Origin of the sequence: Neorhizobium sp. LjRoot104, assembly GCF_964253725.1 — a bacterium.
In the GTDB taxonomy this organism is placed as follows: Bacteria; Pseudomonadota; Alphaproteobacteria; order Rhizobiales; family Rhizobiaceae; genus Neorhizobium.
The window spans coordinates 941,646-967,909 of the sequence record NZ_CAXURS020000001.1 but is presented as its reverse complement, the minus strand read 5'-3'; the positions used below and the strand labels follow the sequence as shown (position 1 = coordinate 967,909).

31 protein-coding genes are annotated in these 26,264 nt (G+C 61.6%); 11 read left to right on the top strand and 20 right to left on the bottom strand.

Translation table 11 applies throughout. The features are described from left to right. Positions 1–236 precede the first annotated feature (236 nt). From ACSQ8R_RS04935 to ACSQ8R_RS04925, 3 genes are read left to right on the top strand one after another with little or no spacing between them, the layout of a single operon-like run. Positions 237–617 carry a hypothetical protein gene (locus ACSQ8R_RS04935; RefSeq protein WP_436252357.1) on the top strand — a complete coding sequence of 127 codons (381 nt, stop codon included), beginning with the start codon at positions 237–239 and terminating at the stop codon, positions 615–617. Next, positions 601–978 (top strand): helix-turn-helix domain-containing protein, encoded by a 378-nt coding sequence (locus tag ACSQ8R_RS04930; protein WP_436252356.1) that lies wholly within the window; start codon positions 601–603, stop codon positions 976–978. Before ACSQ8R_RS04935 ends, ACSQ8R_RS04930 begins: the two co-directional genes overlap by 17 nt. Then, entirely contained in the window at positions 978–1,376 is a 399-nt protein-coding gene (locus tag ACSQ8R_RS04925; protein ID WP_436252355.1) for a hypothetical protein, read from the top strand. The genes ACSQ8R_RS04930 and ACSQ8R_RS04925 overlap by 1 nt, the downstream gene beginning before the upstream one ends. Before the next feature lie 245 nt (positions 1,377–1,621). On the opposite strand, the gene ACSQ8R_RS04920 is transcribed toward ACSQ8R_RS04925, so the two are convergent. The 8 genes from ACSQ8R_RS04920 to ACSQ8R_RS04885 form a co-directional block, all read right to left on the bottom strand. Then, positions 1,622–2,062 (bottom strand): BA14K family protein, encoded by a 441-nt coding sequence (locus tag ACSQ8R_RS04920; RefSeq protein WP_436252354.1) that lies wholly within the window; start codon positions 2,060–2,062, stop codon positions 1,622–1,624. A 98-nt stretch (positions 2,063–2,160) separates the two neighbouring features. Further along, on the bottom strand, positions 2,161–2,694 hold the full coding sequence (locus ACSQ8R_RS04915) for a MerR family transcriptional regulator (protein WP_436252353.1): 534 nt from the start codon (positions 2,692–2,694) through the stop codon (positions 2,161–2,163). A 154-nt stretch (positions 2,695–2,848) separates the two neighbouring features. Beyond that, positions 2,849–3,187 carry an integration host factor subunit alpha gene (locus ACSQ8R_RS04910; protein ID WP_007770264.1) on the bottom strand — a complete coding sequence of 113 codons (339 nt, stop codon included), beginning with the start codon at positions 3,185–3,187 and terminating at the stop codon, positions 2,849–2,851. Positions 3,188–3,308: 121 nt separating this feature from the next. Continuing rightward, a complete protein-coding gene (locus ACSQ8R_RS04905; RefSeq protein ID WP_436252352.1) occupies positions 3,309–4,280 on the bottom strand; it encodes a beta-ketoacyl-ACP synthase III in 972 nt (323 codons plus the stop codon). A 20-nt stretch (positions 4,281–4,300) separates the two neighbouring features. After that, positions 4,301–5,347 (bottom strand): phosphate acyltransferase PlsX, encoded by a 1,047-nt coding sequence (gene plsX, locus ACSQ8R_RS04900; protein WP_210011372.1) that lies wholly within the window; start codon positions 5,345–5,347, stop codon positions 4,301–4,303. A 154-nt stretch (positions 5,348–5,501) separates the two neighbouring features. Continuing rightward, a complete protein-coding gene (locus ACSQ8R_RS04895) occupies positions 5,502–6,068 on the bottom strand; it encodes a YceD family protein (RefSeq protein ID WP_436252351.1) in 567 nt (188 codons plus the stop codon). Between the two features lie 6 nt (positions 6,069–6,074). Continuing rightward, positions 6,075–6,626, bottom strand: a complete 552-nt coding sequence (locus ACSQ8R_RS04890; protein ID WP_436252350.1) for a ubiquinol-cytochrome C chaperone family protein — start codon at positions 6,624–6,626, stop codon at positions 6,075–6,077. Between the two features lies 1 nt (position 6,627). Next, the gene (locus ACSQ8R_RS04885) at positions 6,628–6,930 is read right to left on the bottom strand and encodes a hypothetical protein (protein ID WP_436255545.1); all 303 of its coding nucleotides are present in this window, start codon (positions 6,928–6,930) and stop codon (positions 6,628–6,630) included. On the opposite strand from ACSQ8R_RS04885, the gene ACSQ8R_RS04880 reads away from it, so the two are divergent. Then, a complete protein-coding gene (locus ACSQ8R_RS04880) occupies positions 6,851–7,366 on the top strand; it encodes an outer membrane protein assembly factor BamE (protein WP_436252349.1) in 516 nt (171 codons plus the stop codon). The genes ACSQ8R_RS04885 and ACSQ8R_RS04880 overlap by 80 nt on opposite strands. Before the next feature lie 75 nt (positions 7,367–7,441). Here ACSQ8R_RS04880 and ACSQ8R_RS04875 read toward each other — a convergent pair whose 3' ends face one another. The 4 genes from ACSQ8R_RS04875 to ribH form a co-directional block, all read right to left on the bottom strand. Continuing rightward, positions 7,442–9,583, bottom strand: a complete 2,142-nt coding sequence (locus ACSQ8R_RS04875; protein WP_436252348.1) for a sodium-translocating pyrophosphatase — start codon at positions 9,581–9,583, stop codon at positions 7,442–7,444. 218 nt (positions 9,584–9,801) lie between these two features. Further along, positions 9,802–11,025, bottom strand: a complete 1,224-nt coding sequence (locus ACSQ8R_RS04870) for an MFS transporter (RefSeq protein ID WP_436252347.1) — start codon at positions 11,023–11,025, stop codon at positions 9,802–9,804. A 31-nt stretch (positions 11,026–11,056) separates the two neighbouring features. Continuing rightward, positions 11,057–11,536 carry a transcription antitermination factor NusB gene (gene nusB / locus ACSQ8R_RS04865; RefSeq protein WP_436252346.1) on the bottom strand — a complete coding sequence of 160 codons (480 nt, stop codon included), beginning with the start codon at positions 11,534–11,536 and terminating at the stop codon, positions 11,057–11,059. Between the two features lie 4 nt (positions 11,537–11,540). Further along, positions 11,541–11,999, bottom strand: coding sequence for a 6,7-dimethyl-8-ribityllumazine synthase (gene ribH / locus ACSQ8R_RS04860; protein ID WP_436252345.1), 459 nt, complete (start codon positions 11,997–11,999; stop codon positions 11,541–11,543). 207 nt (positions 12,000–12,206) lie between these two features. On the opposite strand from ribH, the gene ACSQ8R_RS04855 reads away from it, so the two are divergent. After that, complete coding sequence (locus ACSQ8R_RS04855) at positions 12,207–12,737, top strand: GNAT family N-acetyltransferase (protein ID WP_436252344.1); 531 nt, start codon at positions 12,207–12,209, stop codon at positions 12,735–12,737. A gap of 4 nt (positions 12,738–12,741) precedes the next feature. Here ACSQ8R_RS04855 and ACSQ8R_RS04850 read toward each other — a convergent pair whose 3' ends face one another. From ACSQ8R_RS04850 to ACSQ8R_RS04830, 5 genes are all read right to left on the bottom strand, one after another. Beyond that, on the bottom strand, positions 12,742–13,356 hold the full coding sequence (locus tag ACSQ8R_RS04850) for a riboflavin synthase (RefSeq protein WP_436252343.1): 615 nt from the start codon (positions 13,354–13,356) through the stop codon (positions 12,742–12,744). Next, complete coding sequence (gene ribD / locus ACSQ8R_RS04845; RefSeq protein ID WP_436252342.1) at positions 13,356–14,453, bottom strand: bifunctional diaminohydroxyphosphoribosylaminopyrimidine deaminase/5-amino-6-(5-phosphoribosylamino)uracil reductase RibD; 1,098 nt, start codon at positions 14,451–14,453, stop codon at positions 13,356–13,358. Before ribD ends, ACSQ8R_RS04850 begins: the two co-directional genes overlap by 1 nt. A 2-nt stretch (positions 14,454–14,455) precedes the next feature. Continuing rightward, positions 14,456–14,935, bottom strand: coding sequence for a transcriptional regulator NrdR (gene nrdR / locus ACSQ8R_RS04840; protein ID WP_007771094.1), 480 nt, complete (start codon positions 14,933–14,935; stop codon positions 14,456–14,458). Between the two features lie 52 nt (positions 14,936–14,987). Further along, complete coding sequence (glyA, locus tag ACSQ8R_RS04835) at positions 14,988–16,277, bottom strand: serine hydroxymethyltransferase (RefSeq protein WP_436252341.1); 1,290 nt, start codon at positions 16,275–16,277, stop codon at positions 14,988–14,990. Between the two features lie 176 nt (positions 16,278–16,453). Beyond that, entirely contained in the window at positions 16,454–17,785 is a 1,332-nt protein-coding gene (locus tag ACSQ8R_RS04830; RefSeq protein ID WP_436255381.1) for a L,D-transpeptidase family protein, read from the bottom strand. Positions 17,786–18,543: 758 nt separating this feature from the next. On the opposite strand from ACSQ8R_RS04830, the gene ACSQ8R_RS04825 reads away from it, so the two are divergent. Next, on the top strand, positions 18,544–18,780 hold the full coding sequence (locus ACSQ8R_RS04825) for a hypothetical protein (protein WP_306865211.1): 237 nt from the start codon (positions 18,544–18,546) through the stop codon (positions 18,778–18,780). A gap of 133 nt (positions 18,781–18,913) precedes the next feature. Here the strand turns inward: ACSQ8R_RS04825 and ldtR are convergent, their stop codons facing one another. Both ldtR and ACSQ8R_RS04815 read right to left on the bottom strand, forming a co-directional pair. Beyond that, entirely contained in the window at positions 18,914–19,429 is a 516-nt protein-coding gene (ldtR, locus tag ACSQ8R_RS04820) for a transcriptional regulator LdtR (RefSeq protein ID WP_210011720.1), read from the bottom strand. A 234-nt stretch (positions 19,430–19,663) separates the two neighbouring features. Continuing rightward, positions 19,664–20,101 (bottom strand): DUF6163 family protein, encoded by a 438-nt coding sequence (locus ACSQ8R_RS04815; RefSeq protein WP_436252340.1) that lies wholly within the window; start codon positions 20,099–20,101, stop codon positions 19,664–19,666. 91 nt (positions 20,102–20,192) lie between these two features. Between ACSQ8R_RS04815 and hemB the strand changes: the two genes are divergently transcribed. The 5 genes from hemB (at position 20,193) to ACSQ8R_RS04790 (ending at position 23,900) form a co-directional block, all read left to right on the top strand. Further along, complete coding sequence (gene hemB / locus ACSQ8R_RS04810) at positions 20,193–21,248, top strand: porphobilinogen synthase (RefSeq protein ID WP_436252339.1); 1,056 nt, start codon at positions 20,193–20,195, stop codon at positions 21,246–21,248. Between the two features lie 61 nt (positions 21,249–21,309). Next, positions 21,310–21,768, top strand: a complete 459-nt coding sequence (locus ACSQ8R_RS04805) for an RDD family protein (RefSeq protein ID WP_247137304.1) — start codon at positions 21,310–21,312, stop codon at positions 21,766–21,768. A gap of 127 nt (positions 21,769–21,895) precedes the next feature. After that, complete coding sequence (locus tag ACSQ8R_RS04800) at positions 21,896–22,657, top strand: arginyltransferase (RefSeq protein ID WP_436252338.1); 762 nt, start codon at positions 21,896–21,898, stop codon at positions 22,655–22,657. Between the two features lie 22 nt (positions 22,658–22,679). Further along, a complete protein-coding gene (locus ACSQ8R_RS04795; protein WP_436252337.1) occupies positions 22,680–23,585 on the top strand; it encodes a DMT family transporter in 906 nt (301 codons plus the stop codon). 57 nt (positions 23,586–23,642) lie between these two features. Next, a complete protein-coding gene (locus ACSQ8R_RS04790) occupies positions 23,643–23,900 on the top strand; it encodes an AbrB/MazE/SpoVT family DNA-binding domain-containing protein (protein WP_436252336.1) in 258 nt (85 codons plus the stop codon). On the opposite strand, the gene parC is transcribed toward ACSQ8R_RS04790, so the two are convergent. Continuing rightward, positions 23,901–26,183 (bottom strand): DNA topoisomerase IV subunit A, encoded by a 2,283-nt coding sequence (gene parC, locus ACSQ8R_RS04785; RefSeq protein ID WP_436252335.1) that lies wholly within the window; start codon positions 26,181–26,183, stop codon positions 23,901–23,903. It abuts the gene before it with no gap. Between the last annotated feature and the right edge of the window lie 81 nt (positions 26,184–26,264).

Below are 26,264 nucleotides of genomic sequence, written 5' to 3'. Positions count from 1 at the left end.
TTCGGCGTGCGGGCGTTCCGCCGCGAAGCATTATCCCGAGTTTACTTTAATATTTGTAGGGTTGACACTGCTAGAGCATTGCGATGATACGTTGTGGTTTCCCCCTTGTTAACGATTGCTTGTTGACTTATATGGCAACACTAGAAGAATTGGAAGCGGTCAGCGTCCTTAAGAGAGTCAGAATCCGAGTTGCCCCGCCGGATAGGGAGAGACGGTCCCTTTGGGTGATGCCGGCGGTGGAAAACTGGATCCGAAATGAGTTGAAAGAACTTGTGGCTTTCGAACCAACGGATATCTCCCCGCAACTCCAAGCGCGCGCTCTATTTAAGATGTTTATCACGGGAGAGGCTTTGTCGGAGGGAGAAGAATTTCGTCTTATGCTGCCCATGGAGCACGACGTGTATGAACTGAAGAGCGCCGATCTACGCTTTTTTGGCTGGTTCTACAGACCATCCGTTTTTATCGCAGTGGCTGCGGACACGATGGAGCGCGTACACACTATCGCAGGTTTATCTTCCGCATATCGAAACGCAGTCTCGGCGGCGCGTGCCAGTATCGATCTTGATCCGCCCAAGTACATCGAAGGAGCGAGCATTCGTCATGTCTTTTCTATTTGAGCTTGATCCGAAGGACGAAGCTATTGCTGACCTTGTCGCCGACGTTGGGAAGAAGCTGCAGCGCACGGTCAATCTGCGTGGCCTCACGCAAAATGAGATAGCCCAGCGGCTTGAAGTCGATCGCTCTCGCGTCAACCGTTGCCTATCTGGCTTTAACAATCTCACACTAAAAAGCTTGGCGGAACTTACGTGGGCGATGGACAGTAAAATTAGGTTTGAAATAGAGCTGAACGAAGAGGAGCAGGTTCAGGCAGCCGACGAAACTCGTGTAAACGTAGTCACTTTGGCAGAGTGGCAGGGGGCTAGTCAGCAACAATCTGCGGTGCCCGATCTCGCCATGCTTAGGAAGGCATTTGGCTAATGCAAATCGATGTTGTGTTTTGTGATTTAATCCGCACGGAGGTCAACGGAAAGCAGCTGCTGGTCGGTGTCTACCCTGGAGACGTCATTATGGCTACTCATATCCCCGGCCCGATCCACGTGGCGGCATGGGCTCGGGTACGCGAGCTACCGGTGGGTAAACACCAATTTGAGATGTCTTTTTTTTCGCCACAGGACTCGGTGAGGACTGCCGTCAGCTTTAACGGAACGATAGAAGTCGCATTTGCAGGAATGATTTCAACCATCCATGCCGGGCCGGCGGTGATTCACGTTGAAGAGATCGGCTTCATTAATGTGCAACTGAAGGTCACTACTGCTCAGGGGCGGACCATAGGCGATCAGTTCGCGGGGAAAATTTTTGTCGGCAAGGCTCCCTGAAGAATCTCATCGCTCTCCAGGCGATCCCTAACCATAAATCAATTGAGGCCGAGGGATACAGGCATAGGGAGACGCGCTGCAGCTGACCTCGGTGTTCGAAGCTTCTTCCGGTCAGACATTCGCGCCTGAAGATGCAATGGAAGGAGTTGCGCAAGGACACAGAACCGGGGCTTCCACACGCCATTTACCCGCCCCACCGGTTCGGCAGGGCGGGCTGAGATCTTCGTCCGGTTCCACGACGGATATCAGTAGGGCGAATAGCACTGCTGGCGCGGGCCGTAATAGGGCTGGAACGTGTTGTCATAAGCCCTGTAGGACCGGTAGCGGGCATAACACCAGTTCACGTGCGCATTTCCGCCGCGGATATAACGCCGAGGCGGGTAGTAGCGCGGTGCGTATCTTCGCTCATAGCGCGGCTGTGCCAGCGCTCCGCCGATGATCGCGCCCAGCGCAAGCCCCCCGATGATCGCACCGGCATCCGGGCCCCGGCGGTGGCGTCGGTAGTCACGGTCGCGATAATAGCGGCGCCCTTCCCATCTGTCGCGATGGCGCCAGTATTGCACCTGCTGGATATCCTGCGAACTCTCGATGCGCGGGGCACCGATCGACGGGAAGGCCTGGGCGGGAGCGACGCCACTGAAAGCCGTGATCAGGGACAAAAAGGCGACGGCGAGCTTTTTCTTCATAATTCACCTCCTCTGATTTCCTCATGAAGAAATGATCCTCCATTTCTCCTGAACCAGAGGTGAATGGTAAATTTTGCTTAACGTTGCCGTGCGTTGAGTTAGCGAACCTGATCCAAGAGGCGCTTGCACTCCAAAAGGTCGAAGAGCGCTTCCTGCAGCAACGCCCGGTCTTCCTTGCCGACGCTGGACTTGCCGATCGACACTTCCATGTCGTCCTCGTGGGAGCCGCCGAAACCGAAAAAGCGCCCGCTCGGCTTGACCTTCGGGCGACCGACGATCTGATCCTCTTCGGCCGTGCTGATCTTCGGCTCGGCCTGCTTTTCGCTGTTTGCCGCCATGATCGCTTCCATCGTGGCGAGATCGCCCGAAGCAATCGCCGAGACGAACTTGTTGCCGTTCGTCTTCAGAAGCTTCTGCACGCCTTTGATGGTGTACCCGTGGTCGTAGAGCAGGTGCCGGATGCCCTTCAGGAGATCGACGTCCTCGGGACGATAATAACGCCGCCCGCCGCCGCGCTTCATCGGCCGGATCTGCGGGAAACGGGTTTCCCAGAAGCGCAGCACATGCTGCGGCAGGTCGAGATCGTCGGCGACCTCGCTGATCGTACGAAAGGCGTCCGGGCTCTTCTCCAAGGTTCTTACTCCAAACGGCAGGCTGCCCATGCCCCAAGGGCAGACTCATAGCCTCCGATACATGCGCGAATTATGCGCCGAATCGGACATATCTCAACGGTTTAAGCCGGGAGATTCAAGCATGTTCACAGGATTGCGGAAAAGGTCGGGGAGTTCAGGCGACCGGGCTTGCCGGCTTCAGTTTCGCCTTGCGCGCCGTGTGCGCCTTGAGGATACGGCTCTTCAGCACGTTGGAGGCCTTGAATGTCATGACCCGGCGCGGAGAGATCGGCACTTCCTCGCCGGTCTTCGGATTGCGGCCAATGCGCTCGTTCTTGGAGCGTACCTGGAAGGTCGCGAAAGAGGATAGCTTGACCACCTCGCCCCGCACGATCGCATTGCATATCTCATCGATGACCGTCTCGACGAGCTCGGCCGATTCCGTCCGCGAAAGACCGACTTTGCGGAAAACCGATTCCGCCAGATCCGCGCGTGTTACTGTCTTGCCGGCCATGATCCCCGCCCAATTTTCGAAATTGATCTTATCAAAGCCGATAGAGAGTATTTTGCTTGAGCGCGAGGGTCAAGCACCTGTGCTCAATCGCTTATTTAGGTTTCGGCCGACCGTCGGCGCCCTACCAGCGGACCAGCAACGCGCCCCAGGTAAAACCGCCACCCATGGCTTCGAGCATCACCAGATCGCCCTTCTTGATACGCCCGTCGGAGGCGGCAACCGAAAGGGCCAAAGGAATCGATGCAGCCGAGGTATTACCATGCAGATCGACCGTCACGACGACCTTTTCCAAAGGAATGCCGAGTTTCTTCGCCGAACCGTCGATGATGCGGCGGTTGGCCTGGTGGGGGACCAGCCAGTCGAGATCGTCGGCCGTCGTGCCGGTCGCGGCAAACGCGCTGTCGATCACATCGGTGATCATGCCGACGGCATGTTTGAAGACCTCGCGGCCCTCCATGCGCAGATGCCCGACCGTGCCCGTCGAGGACGGACCGCCATCGACATAGAGCTTGTCCTTGTGCGAGCCGTCGGAGCGCAGATGGGCGGTGAGCACACCGCGATCGGCGATCGTCCCCTCGCCTTCCGCCGCTTCCAGCACCAGCGCGCCGGCGCCGTCGCCGAACAGCACGCAGGTGGTGCGGTCCTTCCAGTCGAGAATGCGCGAAAAGGTCTCGGCGCCGATCACCAGCACGCGCTTTGCCATGCCGCCGCGAATATGCAGGTCGGCGGTCGCCATTGCATAAACGAAGCCGGTGCAGACGGCCTGCAGGTCGAAGGCGTAGCCATGGGTCATGCCCAGCCGGTTCTGGATATTGACGGCGGTCGCGGGAAAAGTGTTGTCGGGCGTCGAGGTCGCGACCAGCACAAGATCGATGTCATCAGGCGTCAATCCGGCATTGTCGAGCGCGGCACGTGCCGCCTGCTCGCCGAGGGAAGCGGTCGTCTCGCCCTCGCCGGCAATGTAGCGCTGACGAATGCCCGTGCGCTGCACGATCCACTCATCGGAGGTCTCGACGGTGTCTTCCAACTCGCGATTGGTCACTACCCGCTTGGGGAGCGCTGCCCCGTAACCGCGAACCACTGAACGGATCATTCTTAACTCACATCCTGTCGTCATGCCGCTTCGGGGCCAGCCGGCGGCTGGCGACGCGCATGGTAAATTGCCAGATCCTGCCGGATCTTGGCGTTGAGATCATTGCGTGCCATGTCATAGCCGACATCGATCGCGGCAGCAAAACCGTCGGCATTGGCACTGCCATGGCTCTTGATGACGATGCCGTTCAAGCCCAGGAACACGCCGCCATTGACCTTGTTCGGATCCATCTTCTCACGCAGCCTGTCGAATGCGGGCTTGGCGAGAAGGTAGCCGATCCTGGCCAAGAGCGTGCGCGACATCGATTCGCGCAGCAGCGTGGCGATCTGCCGGGCCGTGCCCTCGGCCGCCTTCAGGGCGATATTGCCGGTAAAGCCTTCGGTCACCACCACATCGACAGTGCCCTTGCCGATATCGTCGCCTTCGACGAAACCGTGATAGGCGATCGTCGGCAGGTTGGCCTCGCGGATCAGCCGCCCGGCCTCCTTGACCTCTTCCTGGCCCTTCACCTCCTCGACGCCGACGTTCAAAAGCCCAACGGTCGGCCGGTCCACCTCGAAAAGCGAGCGCGCCATGGCGCCACCCATGATCGCAAAATCGAGAAGCTGCTGGGCGTCGGCACCGATCGTCGCGCCGACATCGAGAACGATGCTTTCGCCCTTCAAAGTCGGCCAGATGCCGGCGATCGCCGGGCGTTCGATATTGGCCATGGTGCGCAGACAGAACTTCGCCATCGCCATCAGGGCGCCGGTATTGCCGGCGGAAACCACGACCTCCGCCTCGCCGAGCTTCACCGCCTCGATCGAACGCCACATGGTGGAGATATAGCGGCCGCGGCGAAGCGCTGCACTCGGCTTCTCCTCCATGCTGACGGCGAGTTCGCACTCGTGGAAGACGGATTTATCCCGCAGCTTCGGATATTTCGCCAGAACCGGCTCGCACTGGGCCTTCAGGCCATAGATGAGAAAGGTCACATCCGGGTGGCGCTCCAGTGCCTTGGCGGCACCGGCAATGACGACCTCGGGACCAAAATCGCCGCCCATGGCATCGATAGAAATTCTGATCACGCGTCCCTGATCCTTATCTTCGCCGAACGCACCATCCCCTTGGGGGATCATGCGCCAGTTCTCATGTCTCCAACGACCTTCCGCTCCTCATGCGGGGCCGTGTCGGCGAATTCGTGGCCAAAATATAGTTTTTGCTGCCGCTTACAACCCGTCCTCAATCCTTTTTCCAGTCCTTAAGGACGGCAAAGGGATTGGGGCGTCCGGACTTTTCATCCGCATCGCCTTCCAGGTGATCGGCAAACTCGGCGCCCGGTTCGCGCGGATAGGGATCGATCGCAAGTGCCACGAATTCGGCCACCACCTCACCGACATCGATCGTGTCGCCGATAAACATTTCGGGAAGATCGGGTCCATCGGGATCGATCACCATCTCTGCGGTATCGCTGGTGACAATCCGCGCGAGCTTCGATCCCTCAGGCACGAAGATCTGCTCGAACTCTTCGTTTATCTTCGATGCTACCGGCTCGAGCGTGACGACCGAGGACTGGACGATATCGGCCTCGACGCGGCCCTTGAGACGTACGCCGTCCTTCTTCCAGCGGGCGATCTGCAGTTCGGCCTTCAGTGAACCGACCGAAACCACCTGCCACAGGCCTGCGAGACCCTCGAGTTCGCGCGCATCGGCTTCGAGCTTCACGGTCACCGCGTTGGCGGAAATGTTCCCGACCTTGACGGGATAGGAAAACGGAGGCTTTTCGCCTGCGCCATTGTCGTTCTTCATCAAACCTCACTCTTCTCGCGGCAGCGGGCCCGGCAGGGGCAGAACCGCGTGGCCGCGGGAAATCTCATCTTCGGAAATGCCGGCGAGCGCCGTCTCCGCAACAATCATCCAGTCCGCCAGCCCTCGCATCCCGGGCGCATCCTCCGCCTTGGGATAGATATTCCGGCTAAGGGCTGCGGCAAGCGCCTCGCCGTCCTTGGCTTCGAGGGCGGCGGCATAGGTTTCAACCCGGCCGTAGAACATGCCGGCCAGCTTTTTCATGCGCTTCGGCACGCTCTGGTCGCCGATGCCAAGTTCCCGGATCGAATGGTCGATGTCCTGAAAAAACGCGTCCACGATCTCCTGGGCCAGTTCCTGCCCGCTCGAATCGGATTTAGCCGTCCGCCTGAAGAACAGGATCATCACGATCGAGAGCATCTCGAAACGGCCCATGACCGTGTCCGGCACGTCCAGATCGCTGTAGAAGAACGGAACGCGCGCCACCGACGTCAAGGTCGAATACTGGCGGTCAACGATCGCCTGGTTCTGGTTTTTCTTCTTGAAAAGGCCGAAGATCATCTCAATTCCCGTTATTTGCCTCCAGGAACGCCCTGGCCTGCCACCGGCCATGTTGCATGGAAACGAAAGCTGGTTTACCGAAGCATGCACGAATTGCAATGCCGTTCCGCCGGATCAGCGAACGGGGTGGGATCTTCGCGACCTTAACATCCGGGTCGGGATCGGTCTTATGTCCCTGAATAGCCACAATGGTAGGGTCAGCAGGGGCAGGTTGAGTTTGGGGGATGCCGTTGAACAAGCGGGTTTTCGGATACGAGATGACATTCTTGAGTAAAACCGCGATGGCAATGGTCGTCGCATCCATCGCCGTCTCGGGTTGCACGTCCATGCAGATCGGCGACACCATGTATAACGGCTACGTGGTCGATCAGAAGTCGCTGGAGCTCATTCCGGTCGGGTCGAGCCGCGAGCAGGTGCTGCTGACGATGGGCACGCCCTCCACGACGGCGACCTTCGATACCGAGGTGTTCTATTACATTTCGCAGAAACGCACGCGCGCTGCGGCCTTCATGAAGCCGAAGATCGTCGATCAGACGGTGCTCGCCATCTATTTCGACAAGGACGGCGTCGTCGCCCGCCGCGCCAACTATACGATGCAGGACGGCAAGGTGTTCGACACCATATCGCGCACGACGCCGACCGGCGGCCGCGACCTTACCTTTCTGCAGCAACTGCTTTCCGGCGGTTCAAGCGCCGGTGGGGCAGCAGCCCGCAGCATTCTTTCGGGCTTCGGCAGGTAAGCACCGGGAACGAGATCAAAAGCCCGCGAGGATTGCTCCCCGCGGGCTTTTTTTATTTCGCGTTCGGACCGGATATCAGCCGGCAAGCACCGCCAGCAGCAGAAGCGCCACGATATTGGTGATCTTGATCGCCGGATTGACGGCGGGGCCTGCCGTATCCTTGTAGGGATCGCCGACGGTGTCGCCGGTGACCGATGCCTTGTGGGCCTCGGACCCCTTCATGTGGCGGGTGCCGTCCTTGTCGACGAAGCCGTCCTCGAAGCTCTTCTTGGCATTGTCCCAGGCGCCGCCGCCCGAGGTCATGGAGATCGCCACGAAGAGGCCGTTGACGATGACGCCGAGCAGCGATGCGCCGAGCGCCGCGAAGGCCGAGGCCTTGTCGCCGCCGGAGATCAGCAGAACGCCGAAATAGACGACGATCGGGGCGAGAACCGGCAGCAGCGACGGAACGATCATCTCGCGGATCGCAGCCCGGGTCAGGATATCGACGGCGCGGCCGTAATCCGGCTTTTCCGTCCCCTCCATGATGCCCGGCTTCTCGCGGAACTGCTTGCGCACTTCCTCGACGATCGAGCCCGCGGCGCGGCCGACGGCGGTCATCGCGATGCCGCCGAACAGGTATGGGATGAGGCCGCCGAAGATCAGGCCGGCGACGACATAAGGGTTGGAGAGGCTGAAGGAGATTTCGCCGATGCCCTGGAAGTACGGATACTGCGCGGAATTGGCGGCGAAATATTGCAGGTCGTTGGAATAGGCGGCGAACAGGACCAGAGCGCCGAGGCCCGCCGAACCGATCGCGTAACCCTTGGTGACGGCCTTGGTGGTGTTGCCGACGGCGTCGAGCGCATCGGTCGACTTGCGCACTTCCGGCGGCAGGTGAGACATTTCGGCAATGCCGCCGGCATTGTCGGTGACCGGGCCGAAAGCATCGAGCGCAACGATCATGCCGGCGAGACCTAGCATGGTGGTAACGGCGATGCCGGTGCCGAACAGGCCGGCGAACTGGTAGGTGGTGATGATGCCGCCGACGATGACGATCGCCGGAAGGGCGGTCGATTCCAGCGAGACCGCGAGGCCCTGGATGACGTTGGTGCCGTGTCCGGTCACCGAGGCCTGGGCGATCGAGTTCACCGGGCGCTTGTTGGTGCCCGTGTAGTATTCGGTGATGACGACGATCAGCGCCGTTACCACGAGGCCGAGCAGGCCGCAGATGAAGAGGTTCGTGCCGGTGATCTCCTTGCCCGCGACGGTGCCGATCGTGCCCCAGCCGATGGTGAGCGAAGTCGCGGCGCCAAGGCCGAGGATCGACAGCAGGCCGGTGACGATCAGGCCCTTGTAGAGAGCCCCCATAATCGAGCCGTTGGAGCCGAGCTTGACGAAGAACGTGCCGATGATCGAGGTGATGATGCAGGCGCCGCAGATCGCCAGCGGATAGACCATGACGGTCGCGAGGATCGGCGCGCCGGCGAAGAAGATCGCCGCAAGCACCATGGTGGCGACGACGGAGACCGCATAGGTCTCGAAAAGGTCGGCGGCCATGCCGGCGCAGTCACCGACATTGTCGCCGACGTTATCGGCGATCGTCGCCGGGTTGCGCGGATCGTCTTCCGGAATGCCGGCTTCGACCTTGCCGACGAGGTCGCCGCCGACGTCCGCACCCTTGGTGAAGATGCCGCCGCCGAGACGGGCGAAGATCGAAATCAGCGAAGCACCGAAGCCGAGCGAGACGAGCGCGTCGATGACTTCACGCGAGCCGCTCGGATGGCCGAGACCGGCCGTCAGAATCAAGTAGTAAATCGAGACGCCGAGGAGAGCGAGGCCTGCCACCAGCATGCCGGTGATGGCGCCGGATTTGAAAGCGATGTCGAGACCGGCCGCAAGGCTTTGGGAAGAAGCCTGTGCCGTGCGCACGTTGGCGCGGACCGAGACGTGCATGCCGATGAACCCGGCGGCACCCGAAAGCACGGCGCCGATGACGAAACCGACCGCGGCCGTGCCGGACAGCAGCACCCAGGCGAGGATCGTTACGACGACGCCGACGATTGCAATGGTCATGTATTGACGCGCCAGATAGGCCTGTGCGCCTTCACGAATATATCCGGCGATCTCCTGCATGCGGATACTGCCCTGATCGGCAGCCAGCACGGAACGCGTCGCCCAGACGGCATAAATGATCGATAGCAACCCGCACACGATCACACCCAGAATTACGGTCATTCGCTTTTCCTCTCCCTTAGCGCCGGGTGGTCCATACCCTCCGGCCGTGCACCCCTGCAGCGGCGCACATCCACGAGATGAGCAAGACCGCCGCAATACTCCATAGTGCGCATTCCCGCGCAGCCGACCGCTCCCCTCCCAAGGAATCCGGGATCGCCTACGCGGACGGGAGATTGCGGTGGAGATGAATTGGCGTCAAGCCCCGAAGGGACAAGACTCTAGGCGGATTTCACGGAAGAGCGCTTGAACATCAGCGCCAGCACCAGGCCGAGGCAGACGATCGTCACCGGCCAGATGATCAGGTTCATGAAGGACCAACCGTAGGCGGTGAACACCTTGCCGGAGGAGAAGGAGGACAGTGCCACCGTGGTGAACAGGATGATGTCGTGGAAACCCTGCACCTTGTCCGCCTCGTGCGGGCGGTAGCTGGAGGCGACAATGGCAGTCGAGCCGATGAAGGCGAAATTCCAGCCGACGCCGAGCAGCACCAGCGCGCCCCAGAAATTCCAGAGCTCGATGCCCATATGGGCGATCACCGCGCAGCCCATCAGGATCAGCAGCCCGGCGGCGACGATCTTCTCGACGCCGAAGCGGGAAATCAGCATGCCCGTGAAGAAGCTCGGCGCGAACATGGCGAGCACGTGCCACTGGATGCCGAGGGTGGCCATTTCCGAGGGGAAACCGCAGCCGATCACCATCGCAAGCGGCGCTCCGGTCATCATGAAGGTCATCAGCGCGTAGGAGGAGATGCCGCAGATCATGCCGGTCAGGAACCGCTGGGTGACGACGATCTCGCCGAGCGAACGTGCCGGCACCGAAGCCGCGTGACCGCCGCTCATCTGAGGCAGTTTCAGCGGCGCCAGCATCAGCAGGGCGATCAGATAAAGCGGAATGACGGCCACGAAGGCGCCGGCAAATAGAACCGGCGACAGCAGGTCCTTGGTCCAGATCGCAAGCTGCGGCCCGAGCACCGCCGAAACGATGCCGGCCGCGAGTATCCAGGAGATCGCCTTCGGCTTGTAGAACGAGGGCGACGCATCGGCGGCGGCGAAACGGATCTTCTGGGTGAAGCCATTGCAGAGGCCGATCAACAGCAGGCCGACCGCAAAAAGCCAGAAGTTCGAATGGAACAGCGCGATCGCCGCGGTGGCGGCCCCAGCCGCTCCGAGGATCGAGCCCAGCATGAAGCTCGCCTTGCGACCGAGGAACCGGGAGGCGATGGCAACCGCGACGGCGCCGGCCGCCATGCCGATATTGAAGCCGGTCAGCGGCGCGGTCGCCAGCGACTTGTCATCGCCGAGCAGCTGGTAACCAACGAGGCCGCCGAGGGCGAAAACCAGGGGCGGCGCCGAACCGAGGACTGCCTGGGCGCCGGCCAGAAGAGCGACACTGCGCCGGGCGGAACTCATCTGTGTCTGAAGACCGTCTACCGCGCCGTCCATACTGCCCCTGCCCTGCCTTGCCGTTGACTTGTTATTTCTTGGTTTCGCCGCGCACCTGCTTGGCAATGCGATCGAGGACAGCGTTGACGATACGCGGCTCTTCCTCTCCGAAGAAGGCGTGTGCGATCTCGACATATTCGGTGACGATGACGGCGACAGGCACGTCCTTGCGTTCGAGAATCTCGAACGTGCCGGCGCGCAGGATGGCCCGCAGCGTCGAATCGAGACGCGACAGCGGCCAGTCTTCCTGCAGCGAGGCGCGGATCAGCGGGTCGATCTTCACCTGGTCGCGCACGACGCCGGCAACGATCGAGCGGAACCAGGAGGCGTCGGCCTTCAGATAGGTGTCGCCGTCGAGTTCCTGGCCGAGGCGATGGGTCTCGTATTCGGCCACGACCTCCAGCACGCCGGTCCCGCCGACATCCATCTGATAGAGCGCCTGCACGGCCGCCAGGCGGGCAGCGCCGCGCTGGTTGGCCGGCTTCACCGGGTGTTCGCCTTCCTTGGCCATCAAATCAACCACCGTTCAACTTTTCACGCAGCGCGATCATGGTCAGCGCAGCGCGGGCGGCAAAACCGCCCTTGTCCTTGTCCGAACGGCGGGCGCGTGCCCATGCCTGTTCGTCGTTCTCGCAGGTCAGGATACCATTGCCGATCGCAAGCGATTCCGAAACGGCAAGATCCATGAGTGCGCGTGAAGATTCGTTCGAGACGATATCGAAATGATAGGTCTCGCCGCGGATGACCATGCCGAGCGCGACGAAGCCGTGGTATTCGGTGCCGCCTTCTTCCGACGCATCGAGCGCCATGGCGATCGCCGGCGGGATTTCGAGCGCGCCTGGAACAGTGACCACGTCGTAGGTCGCCCCGGCCTCTTTCAGCGCATGGGTCGCGCCATCGAGCAGCGCATCGGACATATCGTCGTAGAAACGCGCCTCGACGACGAGGAGATGTGGAGCGGTTTCGCGTGACATGGTTCACCTTTGTTCAAAATCGGCCCAGCATGACCTCGTATCGCCTTCAAGGCGGGCCGAAAGGCATATGGGTCTCGGGCAGGTGGCGGTCAAAACACGCTCTGAGGGGAATGGCAAGCAATTTTCGCTGAACGCAGGGATGCGAATCGGGAATAGCTGGGTGAGTGACGATATGGATCAGTGCCATACCAGACCGCGGAGCCCGCCATGACCACCATCCCGACGCTTGAAACCGAACGGCTGATCCTGCGCCCCCACCGGCTGGAGGAGTTCGAGACCTATGCCGAATTCTGGGCCGACCCGGACGTGGTTCGCTACATATCCGGTATCCCCTCGTCCCGCGAGAACAGCTGGAGCCGCATGCTGCGCGTCACCGGCATGTGGCATCTGATGGGTTTCGGCTTCCTGGCGATCGAAGAGAAGGAAACGGGGCGCCTTCTCGGTGAAGCCGGTTTCCAGGACATGCGCCGGGAGTTTCAACCCTCGATCGAAGGGACGCTGGAGACGGGCTGGGCGCTCATCCCGTCCGTCCATGGCCGCGGTTATGCCACCGAAGCGGTGGGCGCGATGATCTCCTGGGGCGAGGCCTATTTCCCCGATCGCCGGATGACCTGCATCATCAGCCCCGAAAATGCCGCCTCGCTCAGGGTCGCATCCAAACTCGGCTTCCGCGAGTTCGCGCGTGCCGACTACCATGGCCCGATCGCGGTGCTGGCGCGCGAAAACCGATCGTCGTGAGCCGTCAGCCTTTCGCCGGGAACTCCGCGAGCCGTGCGGCGTAACGCGCCATCGTATCGACTTCGAAATTGACGAAATCGCCCGCCTTTCGATCGCCCCAGGTGGTGACGGCGAGCGTGTGGCGGATCAGCAGTACGTCGAAATCGCTCCCCTCCACGGCATTCACGGTCAGCGACGTGCCGTCCAGCGCGACCGAGCCTTTCGGCGCGACGAAGCGGGCAAGCGCCTCGGGCGCGCGAAGACGAATGCGTACCGCCTCGCCTTCATGTTCGATGCCGAGAATTTCCGCCTTGCCGTCCACATGGCCGGAGACGATATGGCCGCCGAGTTCGTCGCCGATCTTCAGCGCCCGCTCGAGGTTGACGCGTGTGCCCTCGGTCCAGGCGGCGATCGTCGTCAGGCGCAGCGCCTCTTCCCAGGCCTCGACCTCGAACCAGCGCTCGTTGCTGCCCGCGTCCGGGAGCCTGGTGACCGTCAGGCAGACGCCGCCGTGCGAAATCGAGGCGCCCATGTCGATGGTCTTCGGGTCGTAATTGGTGGCGATCCTCAGCTTGACCCCCTCGTCCATCGGCGTCGTTGCCGCGACCGTGCCGACATCGGTGACAATTCCGGTGAACATCAGAAACCTCTTTCGTATTCAAAACAGCGGTCGGGGCCGAAGCTTTCCTCGCGGACGAGCTTAAATCCTGCCGGCACATCGGATGGCGCCAGGGGCGATTCAAGCCCGCCTTCGCCGACGGTTTCCACGCCCTGGAAAAGGATTACGCGATCAACGAGGTCTGCTTCGAGGAAGGCCTGCGCAACGGTCGCACCGCCTTCGACCAAAAGCGAGGACATGCCGCGAACCGCGAGGATCGCCAGGAGGATATCGAGTCCGGTGTTGTCCAAGATCTCGACGCCGGCCTCGATCAGTTTCTCGCGCTTGTCCTCCGGGATACCCCCCTCAACCCGAGAAGCTAAACCCGGTGCCGCAACAACAATCACCGGCACATCCCTCGCCGTCTGCACCAGCTTGGAGGTCAGCGGCAGTTCCAGCCGCCGATCGAGCACGATGCGGATCGGAGAGCGTTTCTCCAGCCCCGGGACGCGCACCGTCAGCTCCGGATCGTCGGACAGCACCGTCCCAATGCCGACCAGGATCGCATCCGCCTCGGCCCGCAGCCGGTGCACTTGCGCCCGCGCCTCGGGTCCGGTGATCGACACTTCCTCGCCGCGCCGGCCGAGCATGCCGTCGGCGGAAACTGCAAGCTTCAGAGTCACATGCGGGCGGCCCTTCGTCTGGCGGGTGAGGTAGGCGGCAAGCGCCCGACGCCCCTCCTCCTCCATCAGGCCGGTCTCGACGACTATGCCGGCATCGCGCAGGATCGCGATCCCCCGGCCTGAAACGCGCGGGTCCGGATCGGTCAGCGAGATGACGACGCGGGCGACGCCCGCCTCGACTAGCGCGTTGGCACAAGGCGGCGTGCGGCCGTAATGCGAGCAGGGTTCGAGCGTGACATAGGCCGTGGCTCCCCTCGCCTTTTCGCCGGCGATATCGAGCGCCTGGGTTTCCGCATGCGGCCGACCGCCGGGCGCGGTGACGGCGGAGCCGACGATCTCGCCGTCCCTGACGATCACGCAGCCGACCGAAGGATTGGTGCCTGTCTGGCCGGTATTAAGGCGGGACAGCCGCAGCGCCGACGCCATGAACCACCGGTCTTCGGCAGCGCTCGTCATGGCTACGGCTCGATGCCGGGATCGCGGGCGATCTTGGCGTTGATCTCCTGGATCACCTTTTCGAAATCCTCCGCATGGGAGAAGTCGCGATAGACGGAGGCATAACGCACGAAGGCGACGTCATCGAGGCTCTTCAGGGCTTCGAGCACCTGCAGGCCGATCTCTTCCGAGGAGATTTCGTTCTCGCCGGAACTTTCGAGCCGGCGCACGATGCCCGATACCGCCCGCTCGATCCGGTCGTTGTCGACCGGCCGCTTGCGCAGTGCGATCTGGAACGACCGCACCAGCTTGTTGCGGTCGAACGGCACCTTGCGGCCGGTCTTCTTGGTGACCATCAGTTCGCGGAGCTGGACGCGTTCGAACGTGGTGAAGCGGCCGCCGCAATCCGGGCATATGCGCCGCCGGCGGATGGAGGTGTAATCCTCCGCCGGACGACTATCCTTGACCTGCGTGTCTTCCGAACCGCAATAGGGGCAGCGCATCGCCTCTCCTTAGGCTTGCCAACAAGGGATCGCCCAGGCGGCGACCCGGGGATCACATGTAGGGATACATGGGGAAGCGGCCCGTGAGCGCCACGACTTTTTCGCGCACGCCGGCCTCAACCGAAGCATTGCCCTCGTCGGAATTGGCGACCTTCAGGCCGTCGAGAACCTCGATGATGAGATTGCCGATTTCCTTGAATTCCGCTTCCTTGAAGCCGCGCGTCGTCCCGGCCGGGGTGCCGAGGCGGATGCCCGACGTAACGAAGGGCTTTTCCGGGTCGAAGGGAATGCCGTTCTTGTTGGTGGTGATGTAACCGCGGCCGAGTGCCGCCTCGGCGCGCTTGCCGGTGGCGTTCTTCTTGCGCAGGTCGACCAGCATCAGGTGGTTGTCGGTGCCGCCGGAAACGATATCGACGCCGCCGGCCATCAGCGTTTCGGACAGCGCCTTGGCGTTCTTGACGATCTGGGCGGCATAATCCTTGAAGTCCGGCTGCAGCGCTTCGCCGAAGGCGACCGCCTTGGCGGCGATGATGTGCATCAGCGGTCCGCCCTGGAGGCCGGGGAATACGGCCGAATTGAACTTCTTGGCCAGGTCCTCGTCATTGGTCAGGATGACGCCGCCGCGCGGGCCGCGCAGCGACTTGTGGGTCGTCGTGGTCGCGACATGGCAGTGCGGGAACGGCGACGGATGCTGGCCGCCAGCGACGAGGCCGGCGATATGGGCCATGTCGACCATCAGGTAGGCGCCGACCGAATCGGCGATCTCGCGGAAACGCTTCCAGTCCCAGATGCGGGAATAGGCGGTGCCGCCGGCGATGATCAGCTTCGGCTTGTGCTCCTCGGCCTTGCGCTGAACTTCGTCCATGTCGAGCAGGTTGTCGCCTTCGCGCACGCCGTAGGAGACGACGTTGAACCACTTGCCGGACATGTTGACTGGCGAACCGTGGGTGAGGTGGCCCCCGGAATTCAGGTCGAGGCCCATGAACGTGTCGCCCGGCTGCAGCAGCGCCAGGAACACGGCCTGGTTCATCTGGGAACCGGAATTCGGCTGGACGTTGACGAAGTTGACGCCGAACAGCTTTTTAGCGCGCTCGATGGCGAGCTCCTCGGCGATATCGACGAACTGGCAACCGCCGTAATAACGCTTGCCCGGATAACCTTCCGCATATTTGTTGGTCATGATCGACCCTTGAGCCTCAAGCACGGCGCGGGAAACGATGTTCTCCGATGCGATCAGCTCGATTTCGTGGCGCTGGCGACCCAGTTCCTTCTCGATCGCGCCAAAGATTTCCGGATCGGATTCGGCCAGCGGGCGGGAGAAGAAGACGTCGGTGTTCGACATGTGCGAGGCTCCTCAAAGGGGTGGGCATTGCAATGTCGCGTCTTAGCCTTACGCCTTGCCCAGAGCAATACGGGGAACGACATTTGCTCGCCGGAAGACGCGGAGATGCTCCTGGAAACGAAAAAGCCGCACCCATGGCGGATGCGGCTTCCCGTAAACGGAAGATAGCGCCGATCTTATTGCGGCAGGAGGTCGTCGTCGGCGGCGCCGGCCGGCTTCTCGATGCCGGTGGTCGTCTGCAGTGCGAGCTCCTGGTTGCCGTCGCGCTCGTAGATGTCGTCGCGGAACTGCACGACGCGGTCCTTCGCCGACCATGCGGTGATGTAGACGATATAGACCGGAACTTCCACGGCAAGCTTGATCGGGTTGTTCTGGCGCGTCGAGATCACCCGTTCGATCTCCTGGCGCGACCAGCCGGTGGTGTCGCGCAGAAGCCAGGTGATGAGGTCGCGGACATTCTGGACACGCATGCAGCCCGAGGATTCGAAACGCATGAGCTTGTTGAACAGGCCCTGCTGGGGCGTGTCGTGCATATATTCATTGTTCGGGTTGTGGAAGTTGATCTTGGTCGAGGCCATGGCGTTGATCTTGCCGGGGTCCTGCCGGAACATCAGGTTCGGTGCCTTCGGCGCGAACCAGTCCACCGTTTCCGGCGCCACTTCATTACCCTTGCCGTCGATCAGGCGGATGTTGTTGCGGGTGAGATAGGTCGGATCCTTGCGCATCAGCGGCACGATGTCCTTCTCGACGATCGAGCGCGGCGCGGTCCAGTAGGGGTTGAGGATGACCTCGTAGATCTTCGAGTTGATGGCATGCGTCGGCCGGTCGATGCGCCCGACAACTGCATTGGTGCGTAGCGCCACGCGGTCGTTTTCCACCGCCTCGATATAAGCGGCCGGAATGTTGACCATCACATAGCGGGGGCCGAGATCGCCGGACATGGACTGCAGGCGCACGAGGTTGGTCCCCAGCTGGCGCAGCCGCACGTCGGCCGATATGTTCATCGCCTTGACGGTGAACTCACCCATCACGCCATCGGCGGGCAGGCCGTGACGGGCCTGGAAACGCTTAACCGCGCCATCGACATAACTGTCGAACGAGGAGGACATGCCCGCTTCGCGCGGCAGGTCGCCCGAAATCATCAGACGCTGGCGCAACTGCTGTACGGAGGGATCGACGACGCCGAGGCGCAGGCGCTGCTGACCGGGATTGACCTCGGGCCAGCCGCCGTTGGAGACGATCTGCTGGTAGTCCATGATCGCCTGCTGGATGTTCGCCGGTCCGCCGGCGCCGAGCACCGGATTGTTGGAAACGACATTGACCGCGGTTCTGGATGCGGCCTTGGCGTCGAACTGGTCGTCCCAGGTGCCGCGGCGCGGCGCATTGATCAGATCGTCCATCGCAGTCTGGGCGAATGCGGGCGCTGCAAGTGCGGCCGCACCGGCAGAGAAGGCCGTGCGAAGCAGGGCACGGCGGGAAAGAGCTTCAGATCCGATCTTCTTCGACATCATAATACCCATCTGGTCCCGAGCAGCATCAACGACGCCTACAGGGATATGGTTAAGAACGCGCAAAAAGTGAGCGCTGCCACGCAGGGCTTCGTCGTCATCGCAATGTCGTGAAAGCGCGAATTCCCGCGAGCCCGTTGCATCCAGCCGGTCCCATAGCAATATGGCCAATTCGTGTCAGGTACTTGCGCGTCACAAAGCCGTGTTGGCACGTGATTTTTTGAGGCGGTAAATACGCCACACCGCCGGACCGCCGCGATGCCGGGACTTTCCGCGAGATGGTCGGTCGAGATCTGCCTCTTGATAAAACCCGGCCAAGCCGTCTGGCCATCGGTCCGTTGCCGCGCGCAAAAGCCGTAAGCCTGGGGCAAGCGGACTGGCTAAAAATTACCCCTCATTAGTGAGGAATTTGAGAATTGAACTGGTACCCGATCGAAGCCCTTGAGCCTGGAAAGCTGGTTGTCCTGCATTTTCGCGATGAGACCGCACCGCAATGCGTCGGCTATATCGAACAGGACGGGGTGTGCGGGTGGCCCGAAACGGTGACGGGCCGCAGACCTGACGGCTGGCTTGACCTTTCCTCGATGTTTGAGGGCATGACAACCGAAATTCGCCGGGTTGCGGCGGCTGCGTTGTAGGCGAATATTCCGGCGCAAATGGATCTATCGGGACGTATTTCCGGCTGATGGCGGAATTTGTCTATCTACCCGGGCTCCATACTGGTAGGCACCCCGTACATCACCGATTGGAGAGCTACCGTGACCCTGGACGAAAAGTACCAAATTATTGTCAATGCTTTCCAGAACAACAAGTTTGGGGTCTCGCCGACCTCCACACGGGGAGCCGTCCAGAACTACTGCAAAAAGCACGGCCTCCAGGGCGAAGACTATACCGAGACACTCGCTGCAGCGATGTCTGCCGGGTTGATTGCACAGATGGCCGACTCGGCGCTCACCATCAGAAACGCCGGCCGCGCCCTGCTGGCCCAGCGATAGGCTGGTATCCGCAGGAGCCTATGCCACTCCAACGCAAAACAAGCGTAACGGTGCGTCTTTCGACACCCCGTTACGCTTTTGCGTAGCACCGCATGACTGGAGGTAATGGAGTGTTTCGCAAGCCCCCGGTGGATCAAAGGCGGTAAAGGATCTGGTCGTTCCAGAAGCGGTCGAGGCGCTGGAGCAGCTTGTTCATCTGGGAGAACTCGCCCTCGCCGATGCCGCCGACCTTTTCGATCGAGCCGATATGGCGCTCGTAGAGCTTGCCGACGGCCTCGGCGATCTCCTGGCCTTCCGGCGTCAGGCTGATGCGGACCGAGCGGCGGTCGATGCGCGAGCGCTGGTGGTTGATGAAGCCGAGATCGACCAGCTTCTTGACGTTGTAGGAGACGTTGGAGCCGAGATAGTAACCGCGGGAGCGCAGTTCGCCGGCCGTCAGTTCCGAATTGCCGATGTTGAACAGCAGGAGCGCCTGGACGGCGTTGACGTCGTCGCGACCCTGGCGGTCGAACTCGTCCTTGATTACATCGAGAAGGCGGCGGTGCAGGCGTTCGACCAGATGCAGCGACTCCATGTAGAGGGCGCGAATGGTTTCTTCATGCGGATCTGCTACTGCCGGTGCCGCCTGCGGCTTCAGTTTCGTGTTCATCATGACTGCCTCATCCTGTTTTGTTTGGCGGTGTTTGTTTTCTTCCCGCCTTGAGACAGACACTATCCAATACGCATAAAATTCGACTTAAAACATAGGCTTAACAAGCGCTTAACGCGTTCCGGGGAATTCCGCCGCCCCGTCACCGCCAGGAACCTCCCCCAAGCGGATTTAAAATAAATCAATCACTTAGCAGAAAATTCCCGGTCGAATCCGGCCGTCAAAGCTTTAATTTCAGGGTGAATCAATCCTTACCCGCTCCGCCTTGCGCCGCGCCTCGATCCATAAAGAGAGCCGAAATACGACGTAAAGCGCGGCGACCAGGCCGTGCATGAGGGGAACGAGACGGTTGTGCCCGAAGATCTCCGGCCAGACGATATACATCGACACCTGCGAGATGGCGGCAATCGCCCAGAGCACGGGGCCCCAGGACACGGTGAGCCAGAGGCCGAGCGAGGCGACCGGAAACAACACGGCAAGCGAAGACGCCGCAACCTTCCAGGGAAGCGCCAGCAGATCGAAGCGGGCCATGCCCTTCAGCGAATAGCCCACCAGCATCGCCCAATATTGCAGGCCGAACCAGAAACAGGCGACCGCCACCAGCCTGAGGAAGGCGACGTAGAGAAGTTCGGTCAGCGTGCGCTTCGGCACCGTGAGTGAATCGGGTTCCATGACCGCCACCATAACGACGAGATGCGGCCTTCGCCAGCACCCGCCGGCGACCGCATGCGGCGATCCCGCCCATTCATAATCGTTGGGCCGCATGATATGGACCCTCGCAAGGACGAGAACGGAGACATCAGTCATGGACAAGACGCATCTGGTCGACGAGATCACCGGCCACCGCCGCATGCGGCGCAACCGCAAGGCCGACTGGACGCGCAGGCTGGTGCAGGAGAACCGGCTGACGGTGGACGACCTGATCTGGCCGATCTTCATCGTTCCCGGCACCGGCATCGTCGATCCCATCGCCGCCATGCCCGGCGTCAACCGCATGAGCATCGACAAGGCCGTCGAGGCGGTGAAGGAAGCGGCCGGTCTCGGCATTCCGGCGATCGCCACCTTCCCGGACATAGAGATGGAATTGCGCGACGAGACCGGCTCCAACAGCCTCGTCGCCAACAACCTGATCAACCAGGCGACCTCCGCCATTAAAAAGGCCGTGTCGAATATCGGCATCATCACCGACGTGGCGCTCGATCCGTTCACCAGCCACGGCCATGACGGGATTCTCCGGGACGGTATCATCGTCAACGACGAGACGGTCGATCAGATCGTTCGCGCCGCCGTCATGCAGGCCGATGCGGGCGCCGACATCATCGCGCCGTCGGAAATGATGGACGGCCGGATCGGCGCCATCCGCCGCGGGCTCGATGCGGCCGGCCACCAGGATGTCGGCATCATGTCCTATGCGACGAAGTTCTCGTCGGGCTTCTACGGCCCCTATCGCGAGGCGATCAACACGAGCGGCCTGCTGAAAGGCGACAAGAACAGCTATTACATCTCGCCGGCCAACGGCACCGAAGCGGTGCGGGACGCGGCTCTCGACGTCGAGGAAGGCGCCGACATGCTGATGGTCAAGCCCGGCATCGCCTATCTCGACATCTGCTGGCGCATCAAGGAAGCGTTCGGCCTTCCCGTCTTCGCCTACCAGGTTTCCGGCGAATACACACAGATCAAGGCAGCGGCGATGAACGGCTGGATCGACGGCGACCGGATCATGATGGAGACGCTGCTCTGCTTCAAACGCGCCGGCTGCGACGGCATTCTTTCCTATTTTGCGGTCGACGTGGCGAAGAAGCTGGCGAAGAACGGATAAGCCTTGTTACCAGGGCGGTTTCTTCCCATATCGATATGCGAGAAACAGGAGACGTTGAACGATGAGCCTCGACCCGAACCCCGCCTATGCCGCACCGGACGACTGGCGCGCCTATAGCGGCGTCCTTTCGCGCCGGGTGTTCGCCTTCATCATCGACTATGTGATCGTGCTTCTGCTGTGCATTCCGGCTGCGGTCGTGGTGTTTTTCCTCGGCATCATCACGCTCGGCCTCGGGTTCATGCTCTATCCGGTACTGTTCGTGATCGTCGCGCTTCTCTATTTCGGGATGACGCTCGGCGGCTCCGCCCAGGCCTCGCCCGGCATGCGCGCCATGGGGCTCGCCATGGTGCGCCTCGACGGCCGGCGGATGGATTTCCTGACCGCCATGGCCCATACGGTGATCTTCTGGATCATCAATTCGGTGCTGACGCCTCTCATCCTGCTCGCGGGTTTGTTCATCGAGCGTTCTCGCCTCGTGCACGACCTGTTGCTCGGCACGGTCGTCGTGCGCACCTCGTAACCTTCACGCTACTGGCCAAAAGTTTATGGTACAAGCCGGCTGCGCGTCGCAGCATATGGTTGACGTTTCGCTTTTATGCGCCATGGTATGACATTTACGACCCTAGAGACCGGACTGCCACGACGCAATGAACACCCAGGCAACGCCCTCACCGCAGTTCTACCTGACGGCCCCGGCAGTTTGTCCCTATCTCCCGGGTGAAATGGAGCGAAAGGTCTTCACTCACCTGGTAGGCCCCCGCGCCGCCGAGATGAACGACCTACTGACCCAGGGCGGTTTCCGCCGTTCGCAGAACATCGCCTACCGGCCGGCCTGCGAATCATGCCGCGCGTGCATTTCCGTGCGCATCCTCGCTCACGAATTCGAGCCCGTGCGCTCGATGAAGCGAGTTCTCGCCACCAATCGCGACGTGATCGCGACGGTCTACCCCGCGCAGCCCTCGACCGAACAGTTCTCGCTTTTCCGCCGCTATCTCGACGACCGCCATCAGCGGGGCGGCATGTCGGACATGTCGGCGCTCGACTATGCGATCATGGTCGAGGACACGCATGTCAACACCCGGATCATCGAGTATCGCCGCCGCGAGCCGGGCTCCGGCATCAGCGCCGAGCCGAAGGGCGAACTGCTCGCCGTGGCACTCACCGACATGATGAGCGACGGCCTTTCGATGGTCTATTCCTTCTTCAATCCGGAGTATGAAAAGCGCTCGCTCGGCACGTTCATGATTCTCGACCACATCGCCCGCACCAGGACACTCGGCCTGCCGCATGTCTATCTCGGCTATTGGGTGAGAGGTTCGGCGAAGATGGGTTACAAGACCCGCTTCCAGCCCCAGGAGCACCTGACCCCGCGCGGCTGGGAAATCTTCGATCCCGCCACGGACATCTGAAATCATTCCCCAAAGTGTTCTCATGAACGATCATAAAAAGGGCCTCTTGCTCACCGCAATTGGCGGGCTTGCACTTTCCTTCGACGTGCCGCTCGTGCGCCTCGGGCACGGCGAGATGTGGTCGACGGTGGCGCTGCGCAGCACGGCGACCTTTGTCGCCGCCATCGTCCTGTGGCTGCTCGTCCGCCGCTTCGGCACCAGCCGCCCGGTGCTGATCCCCGGCAGGGCGGGCCTTGCCGCAGGCTTCTGTTACGGCATTTCGACGATCGCCTTCCTCGGCGCCGTCTTCAACACGGCCACCGCCAACGTCGTCTTCATCGTCGCCTTCACGCCGATGTATGCCGCCATTCTCGGCTGGCTGATCCTGAAGGAGCGCCCCTCGCCTTCGACGCTCGTCACCATGCTGGTGATGTTTTTCGGCGTCGGCCTGATCGTCTCGGGCGGGCTTGCCGGCGACCACATCTTCGGCGACGTCCTCGCGGCAACCGCCTCGTTCCTGCTGGCTTTGGCGATCACGCTCAGCCGGGCGGCCCGCATCGACATGGGCTTCGTGCCGCTGGTCGCGACCGTCATACCCGCAACGATAGGGCTTTCCTTCGTCGGCGCATCTTCCCTCGCCGGCACGGGCGGCTTTTCGGTCGCCGACCCGATCTGGGTGGCGTTCGACGGCGCGATCATGATGCCGCTCGCCTTCTGGTGTCTGGCGACCGGCCCGAAATATCTCTCCGGCCCCGAGGTCGGCATGTTCTACCTGCTCGAAACCATCCTCGCGCCGATCTGGGTCTGGCTGATCTTTTCCGAAATCCCGTCCGCCCGCACCCTTCTCGGCGGCTCGATCCTGGTGCTGGCGCTGATCGGTTATTCGGCGTGGCAGGTGCGGCGGGTGGAGAGGTTGCGGGCCGGGGTGGTAACCTCGCAAACGATTTAATATTCGCAAGCCCCTTTACCTGTGGTAGCGTCCAGATACTACTATAGGTGGCCGACGATGAGCGCGAAGAGCACTGTTCAGAAAATCACTATTCAAAAGATCGGCGAAAATCACAGCATCATCCTGCCGCAGGACGTCCTTGATCGTCTTGACTGGAAGGAAGGCCAGGTGTTGGAACTTCATGTCGATGATACCGGGGTCGAGCTGTTCGATCCTAAGACGGTATCGGATGACGATTTCCAGCGTCAGCTCCTCGCCGCCAAGATGGCGATGAGGAAATATCACGTAGCTCTCAGCGCACTCGCCAAAAGCTGATCACCCCGCAAACTTCCCGCTTCGCGGAAAGCCCTTCGGAACGGCGCGGCCGGCGGTGGCGCGGTCGGCGATCCATTCCAGCAGTTCGTCCTTGTTACGGGTGAACGAGCGGCCGGCGCTATCTTCCCAGGAAAGACCGTCCGCCATGGTGAAGCAGCGGATGTCGGAAATGCCGCCGTCCTTGTAGCGCTGCAGGCGCACGCCCTTGCCGCGGGTCATTTCCGGAAGCTGGGTCAGCGGGAAGACCAGCAGCTTGCGGTTCTCGCCGACGACCGCGACGTGGTCGCCCGAGACCGGAACGACCAGCTTCGTCTCGTCGGGCATCGCGACATTCATGATCTGCTTGCCCTTGCGGGTATTGGCGACCATCTCGCTTTCCGCCACCACGAAACCGTTACCGGCCGTGGAGGCGAGGATCAGCTTGCGCTGCGGATCGTGGACGAAGGCGGTCAGTATGTCCTGGTCGTTCTCCATGTCGACGATGATGCGGATCGGCTCGCCGTGACCGCGGCCGCCCGGCAGCTTGTCGGCGCCGAGCGTGTAAACCTTGCCGCCCGTGGTGACGAGTAGCAGCTTGTCGGTCGTCTGCGCCGTAAACGCGATCTTCGGCCCGTCGCCTTCCTTGAAGGTGAGCGTCGAAGTATCCGAGATGTGACCCTTCAGCGCGCGGATCCAGCCCTTCTGCGAGACGACGACGGTGATCGGTTCCTTTTCGATCATCGCCTGGTTGATCGCCTCGATATCGGCATCCGGCGCGTCGGCGAAGGTGGTCAGGCGGGCATAGGGCTTGCCGCGGCCCTTGGCGAAATTCTTGCGGACGTCCTGGATCTCGTGCTCGATGACCCGCCACTGCTTGTCCTCGGAGGCGAGCAGCGTTTCGATATCCGCTTTTTCCTTGGTGAGGTTGTCGTTTTCGGTGCGGATCTCGAATTCTTCGAGCTTGCGCAAGTTGCGCAGCCGCATGTTGAGGATCGCGTCGGCCTGAATATCGGAGAGCGACCAGCGCTCCATCATCACCGACTTGGGCTCGTCCTCCTCGCGGATGATGCGGATCACCTCGTCGATATTGAGGTAGGCGACCAGCAGGCCGCCGAGGATTTCCAGACGCCGGTCGATCGCCGCCAGGCGGAAGCGCGAGCGGCGGACCAGCACGTCGCGGCGGTGCGCCAGCCATTCCAGCAGCACTTCGTTGAGCGCCATCACCTTGGGCACGCGGCCCATGGAGAGCACGTTCATGTTGAGCGGCAGGCGGGTTTCCAGCTCGGACAGCTTGAACAGCGATTCCATCAGCAGGGTCGCATCGACGGTGCGGTTCTTGGGCACCAGCACGACACGCACGTCTTCCGCCGATTCGTCCCGCACGTCTTCGAGCAGCGGCAGTTTGCGGGCGAGCAGCAGTTCGGCGATCTTCTCGATCAGCCGCGACTTCTGCACCTGGTACGGGATCTCGGTGACGACGATCTGGTAACCGCCACGGCCGAGATCCTCGATCGTCCAGCGGGCGCGGACGCGAAAACCGCCGCGGCCCGTCTTGTAGGCTTCGACGATCGAGGCGCGGCTGTCGATGATGATGCCGCCGGTCGGGAGGTCGGGACCTTCGATGCCGCCCTTGGCGGGTTCGGCAGGATCGGCCATCAGATCCTCGATGGTCGCCGTCGGATGCTTGATCAGATGCAGCGCCGCGTCGCACAGTTCATGGACGTTGTGCGGCGGGATCGACGTCGCCATGCCGACAGCGATGCCGGAGGTGCCGTTGGCAAGCAGGTTTGGGAAGGCGCCGGGCAATACGACCGGTTCCGAATTCGATTCGTCGTAGGTATCGCGGAAATCCACCGCGTCCTGGTCGATGCCTTCGAGCAGCAGTTCGGAAACCGCCGTCATCTTGCTCTCGGTATAACGCATCGCAGCGGGACTATCGCCGTCGATATTGCCGAAATTGCCCTGGCCGTTGACGAGCGGATAACGCTGCGAAAAATCCTGCGCGAGACGCGCCAGCGCGTCATAGATCGACTGGTCGCCGTGCGGGTGGAAGTTACCCATCACCTCGCCGACGATCTTGGCGCATTTGCGGAAGGCGGCGTTGGGGCGCAGACCCATCTCGCTCATCGCGTAGACGATGCGGCGGTGGACGGGTTTCAGGCCGTCGCGCACGTCCGGCAGAGCGCGGTGCATGATGGTGGAAAGCGCATAGGCGAGGTAACGCTCTTCGAGCGCCGCTTTCAGATCGACCGGCAGGATATTGTCGCCGCCGTCGCCGCCGGGTGGTGTCAGATTTTTTCCCATGGGCCTTGACTAGCGGAAAGCCCGATTCTCGGCAAGAAAGTACCGGCGACAGCCTGTGGATGAAGGCTTTTCCCAAGCTGA

Excerpts from the sequence above, each read along its gene's own strand:
- nrdR (WP_007771094.1), bottom strand. The coding sequence starts at position 14,935 with ATGCGCTGCCCCTATTGCGGTTCGGAAGACACGCAGGTCAAGGATAGT.
- ACSQ8R_RS04875 (WP_436252348.1), bottom strand. The coding sequence starts at position 9,583 with ATGACCGTAATTCTGGGTGTGATCGTGTGCGGGTTGCTATCGATCATT.
- nusB (WP_436252346.1), bottom strand. The coding sequence starts at position 11,536 with ATGGCCAAGGAAGGCGAACACCCGGTGAAGCCGGCCAACCAGCGCGGC.
- ACSQ8R_RS04795 (WP_436252337.1), top strand. The coding sequence starts at position 22,680 with ATGAACGATCATAAAAAGGGCCTCTTGCTCACCGCAATTGGCGGGCTT.
- ACSQ8R_RS04790 (WP_436252336.1), top strand. The coding sequence starts at position 23,643 with ATGAGCGCGAAGAGCACTGTTCAGAAAATCACTATTCAAAAGATCGGC.
- ACSQ8R_RS04850 (WP_436252343.1), bottom strand. The coding sequence starts at position 13,356 with ATGTTCACCGGAATTGTCACCGATGTCGGCACGGTCGCGGCAACGACG.
- hemB (WP_436252339.1), top strand. The coding sequence starts at position 20,193 with ATGATATGGACCCTCGCAAGGACGAGAACGGAGACATCAGTCATGGAC.
- ACSQ8R_RS04905 (WP_436252352.1), bottom strand. The coding sequence starts at position 4,280 with ATGATCCGTTCAGTGGTTCGCGGTTACGGGGCAGCGCTCCCCAAGCGG.
- ACSQ8R_RS04880 (WP_436252349.1), top strand. The coding sequence starts at position 6,851 with ATGCCGTTGAACAAGCGGGTTTTCGGATACGAGATGACATTCTTGAGT.
- ribH (WP_436252345.1), bottom strand. The coding sequence starts at position 11,999 with ATGTCACGCGAAACCGCTCCACATCTCCTCGTCGTCGAGGCGCGTTTC.
- ACSQ8R_RS04925 (WP_436252355.1), top strand. The coding sequence starts at position 978 with ATGCAAATCGATGTTGTGTTTTGTGATTTAATCCGCACGGAGGTCAAC.
- ACSQ8R_RS04855 (WP_436252344.1), top strand. The coding sequence starts at position 12,207 with ATGACCACCATCCCGACGCTTGAAACCGAACGGCTGATCCTGCGCCCC.
- ACSQ8R_RS04910 (WP_007770264.1), bottom strand. The coding sequence starts at position 3,187 with ATGGCCGGCAAGACAGTAACACGCGCGGATCTGGCGGAATCGGTTTTC.
- ACSQ8R_RS04920 (WP_436252354.1), bottom strand. The coding sequence starts at position 2,062 with ATGAAGAAAAAGCTCGCCGTCGCCTTTTTGTCCCTGATCACGGCTTTC.
- ldtR (WP_210011720.1), bottom strand. The coding sequence starts at position 19,429 with ATGAACACGAAACTGAAGCCGCAGGCGGCACCGGCAGTAGCAGATCCG.
- glyA (WP_436252341.1), bottom strand. The coding sequence starts at position 16,277 with ATGTCGAACACCGACGTCTTCTTCTCCCGCCCGCTGGCCGAATCCGAT.
- ACSQ8R_RS04870 (WP_436252347.1), bottom strand. The coding sequence starts at position 11,025 with ATGGACGGCGCGGTAGACGGTCTTCAGACACAGATGAGTTCCGCCCGG.
- ACSQ8R_RS04800 (WP_436252338.1), top strand. The coding sequence starts at position 21,896 with ATGAACACCCAGGCAACGCCCTCACCGCAGTTCTACCTGACGGCCCCG.
- ribD (WP_436252342.1), bottom strand. The coding sequence starts at position 14,453 with ATGACGAGCGCTGCCGAAGACCGGTGGTTCATGGCGTCGGCGCTGCGG.
- parC (WP_436252335.1), bottom strand. The coding sequence starts at position 26,183 with ATGGGAAAAAATCTGACACCACCCGGCGGCGACGGCGGCGACAATATC.
- ACSQ8R_RS04815 (WP_436252340.1), bottom strand. The coding sequence starts at position 20,101 with ATGGAACCCGATTCACTCACGGTGCCGAAGCGCACGCTGACCGAACTT.
- ACSQ8R_RS04885 (WP_436255545.1), bottom strand. The coding sequence starts at position 6,930 with ATGGATGCGACGACCATTGCCATCGCGGTTTTACTCAAGAATGTCATC.
- ACSQ8R_RS04890 (WP_436252350.1), bottom strand. The coding sequence starts at position 6,626 with ATGATCTTCGGCCTTTTCAAGAAGAAAAACCAGAACCAGGCGATCGTT.
- ACSQ8R_RS04830 (WP_436255381.1), bottom strand. The coding sequence starts at position 17,785 with ATGTCGAAGAAGATCGGATCTGAAGCTCTTTCCCGCCGTGCCCTGCTT.
- ACSQ8R_RS04895 (WP_436252351.1), bottom strand. The coding sequence starts at position 6,068 with ATGAAGAACGACAATGGCGCAGGCGAAAAGCCTCCGTTTTCCTATCCC.
- ACSQ8R_RS04930 (WP_436252356.1), top strand. The coding sequence starts at position 601 with ATGTCTTTTCTATTTGAGCTTGATCCGAAGGACGAAGCTATTGCTGAC.
- ACSQ8R_RS04805 (WP_247137304.1), top strand. The coding sequence starts at position 21,310 with ATGAGCCTCGACCCGAACCCCGCCTATGCCGCACCGGACGACTGGCGC.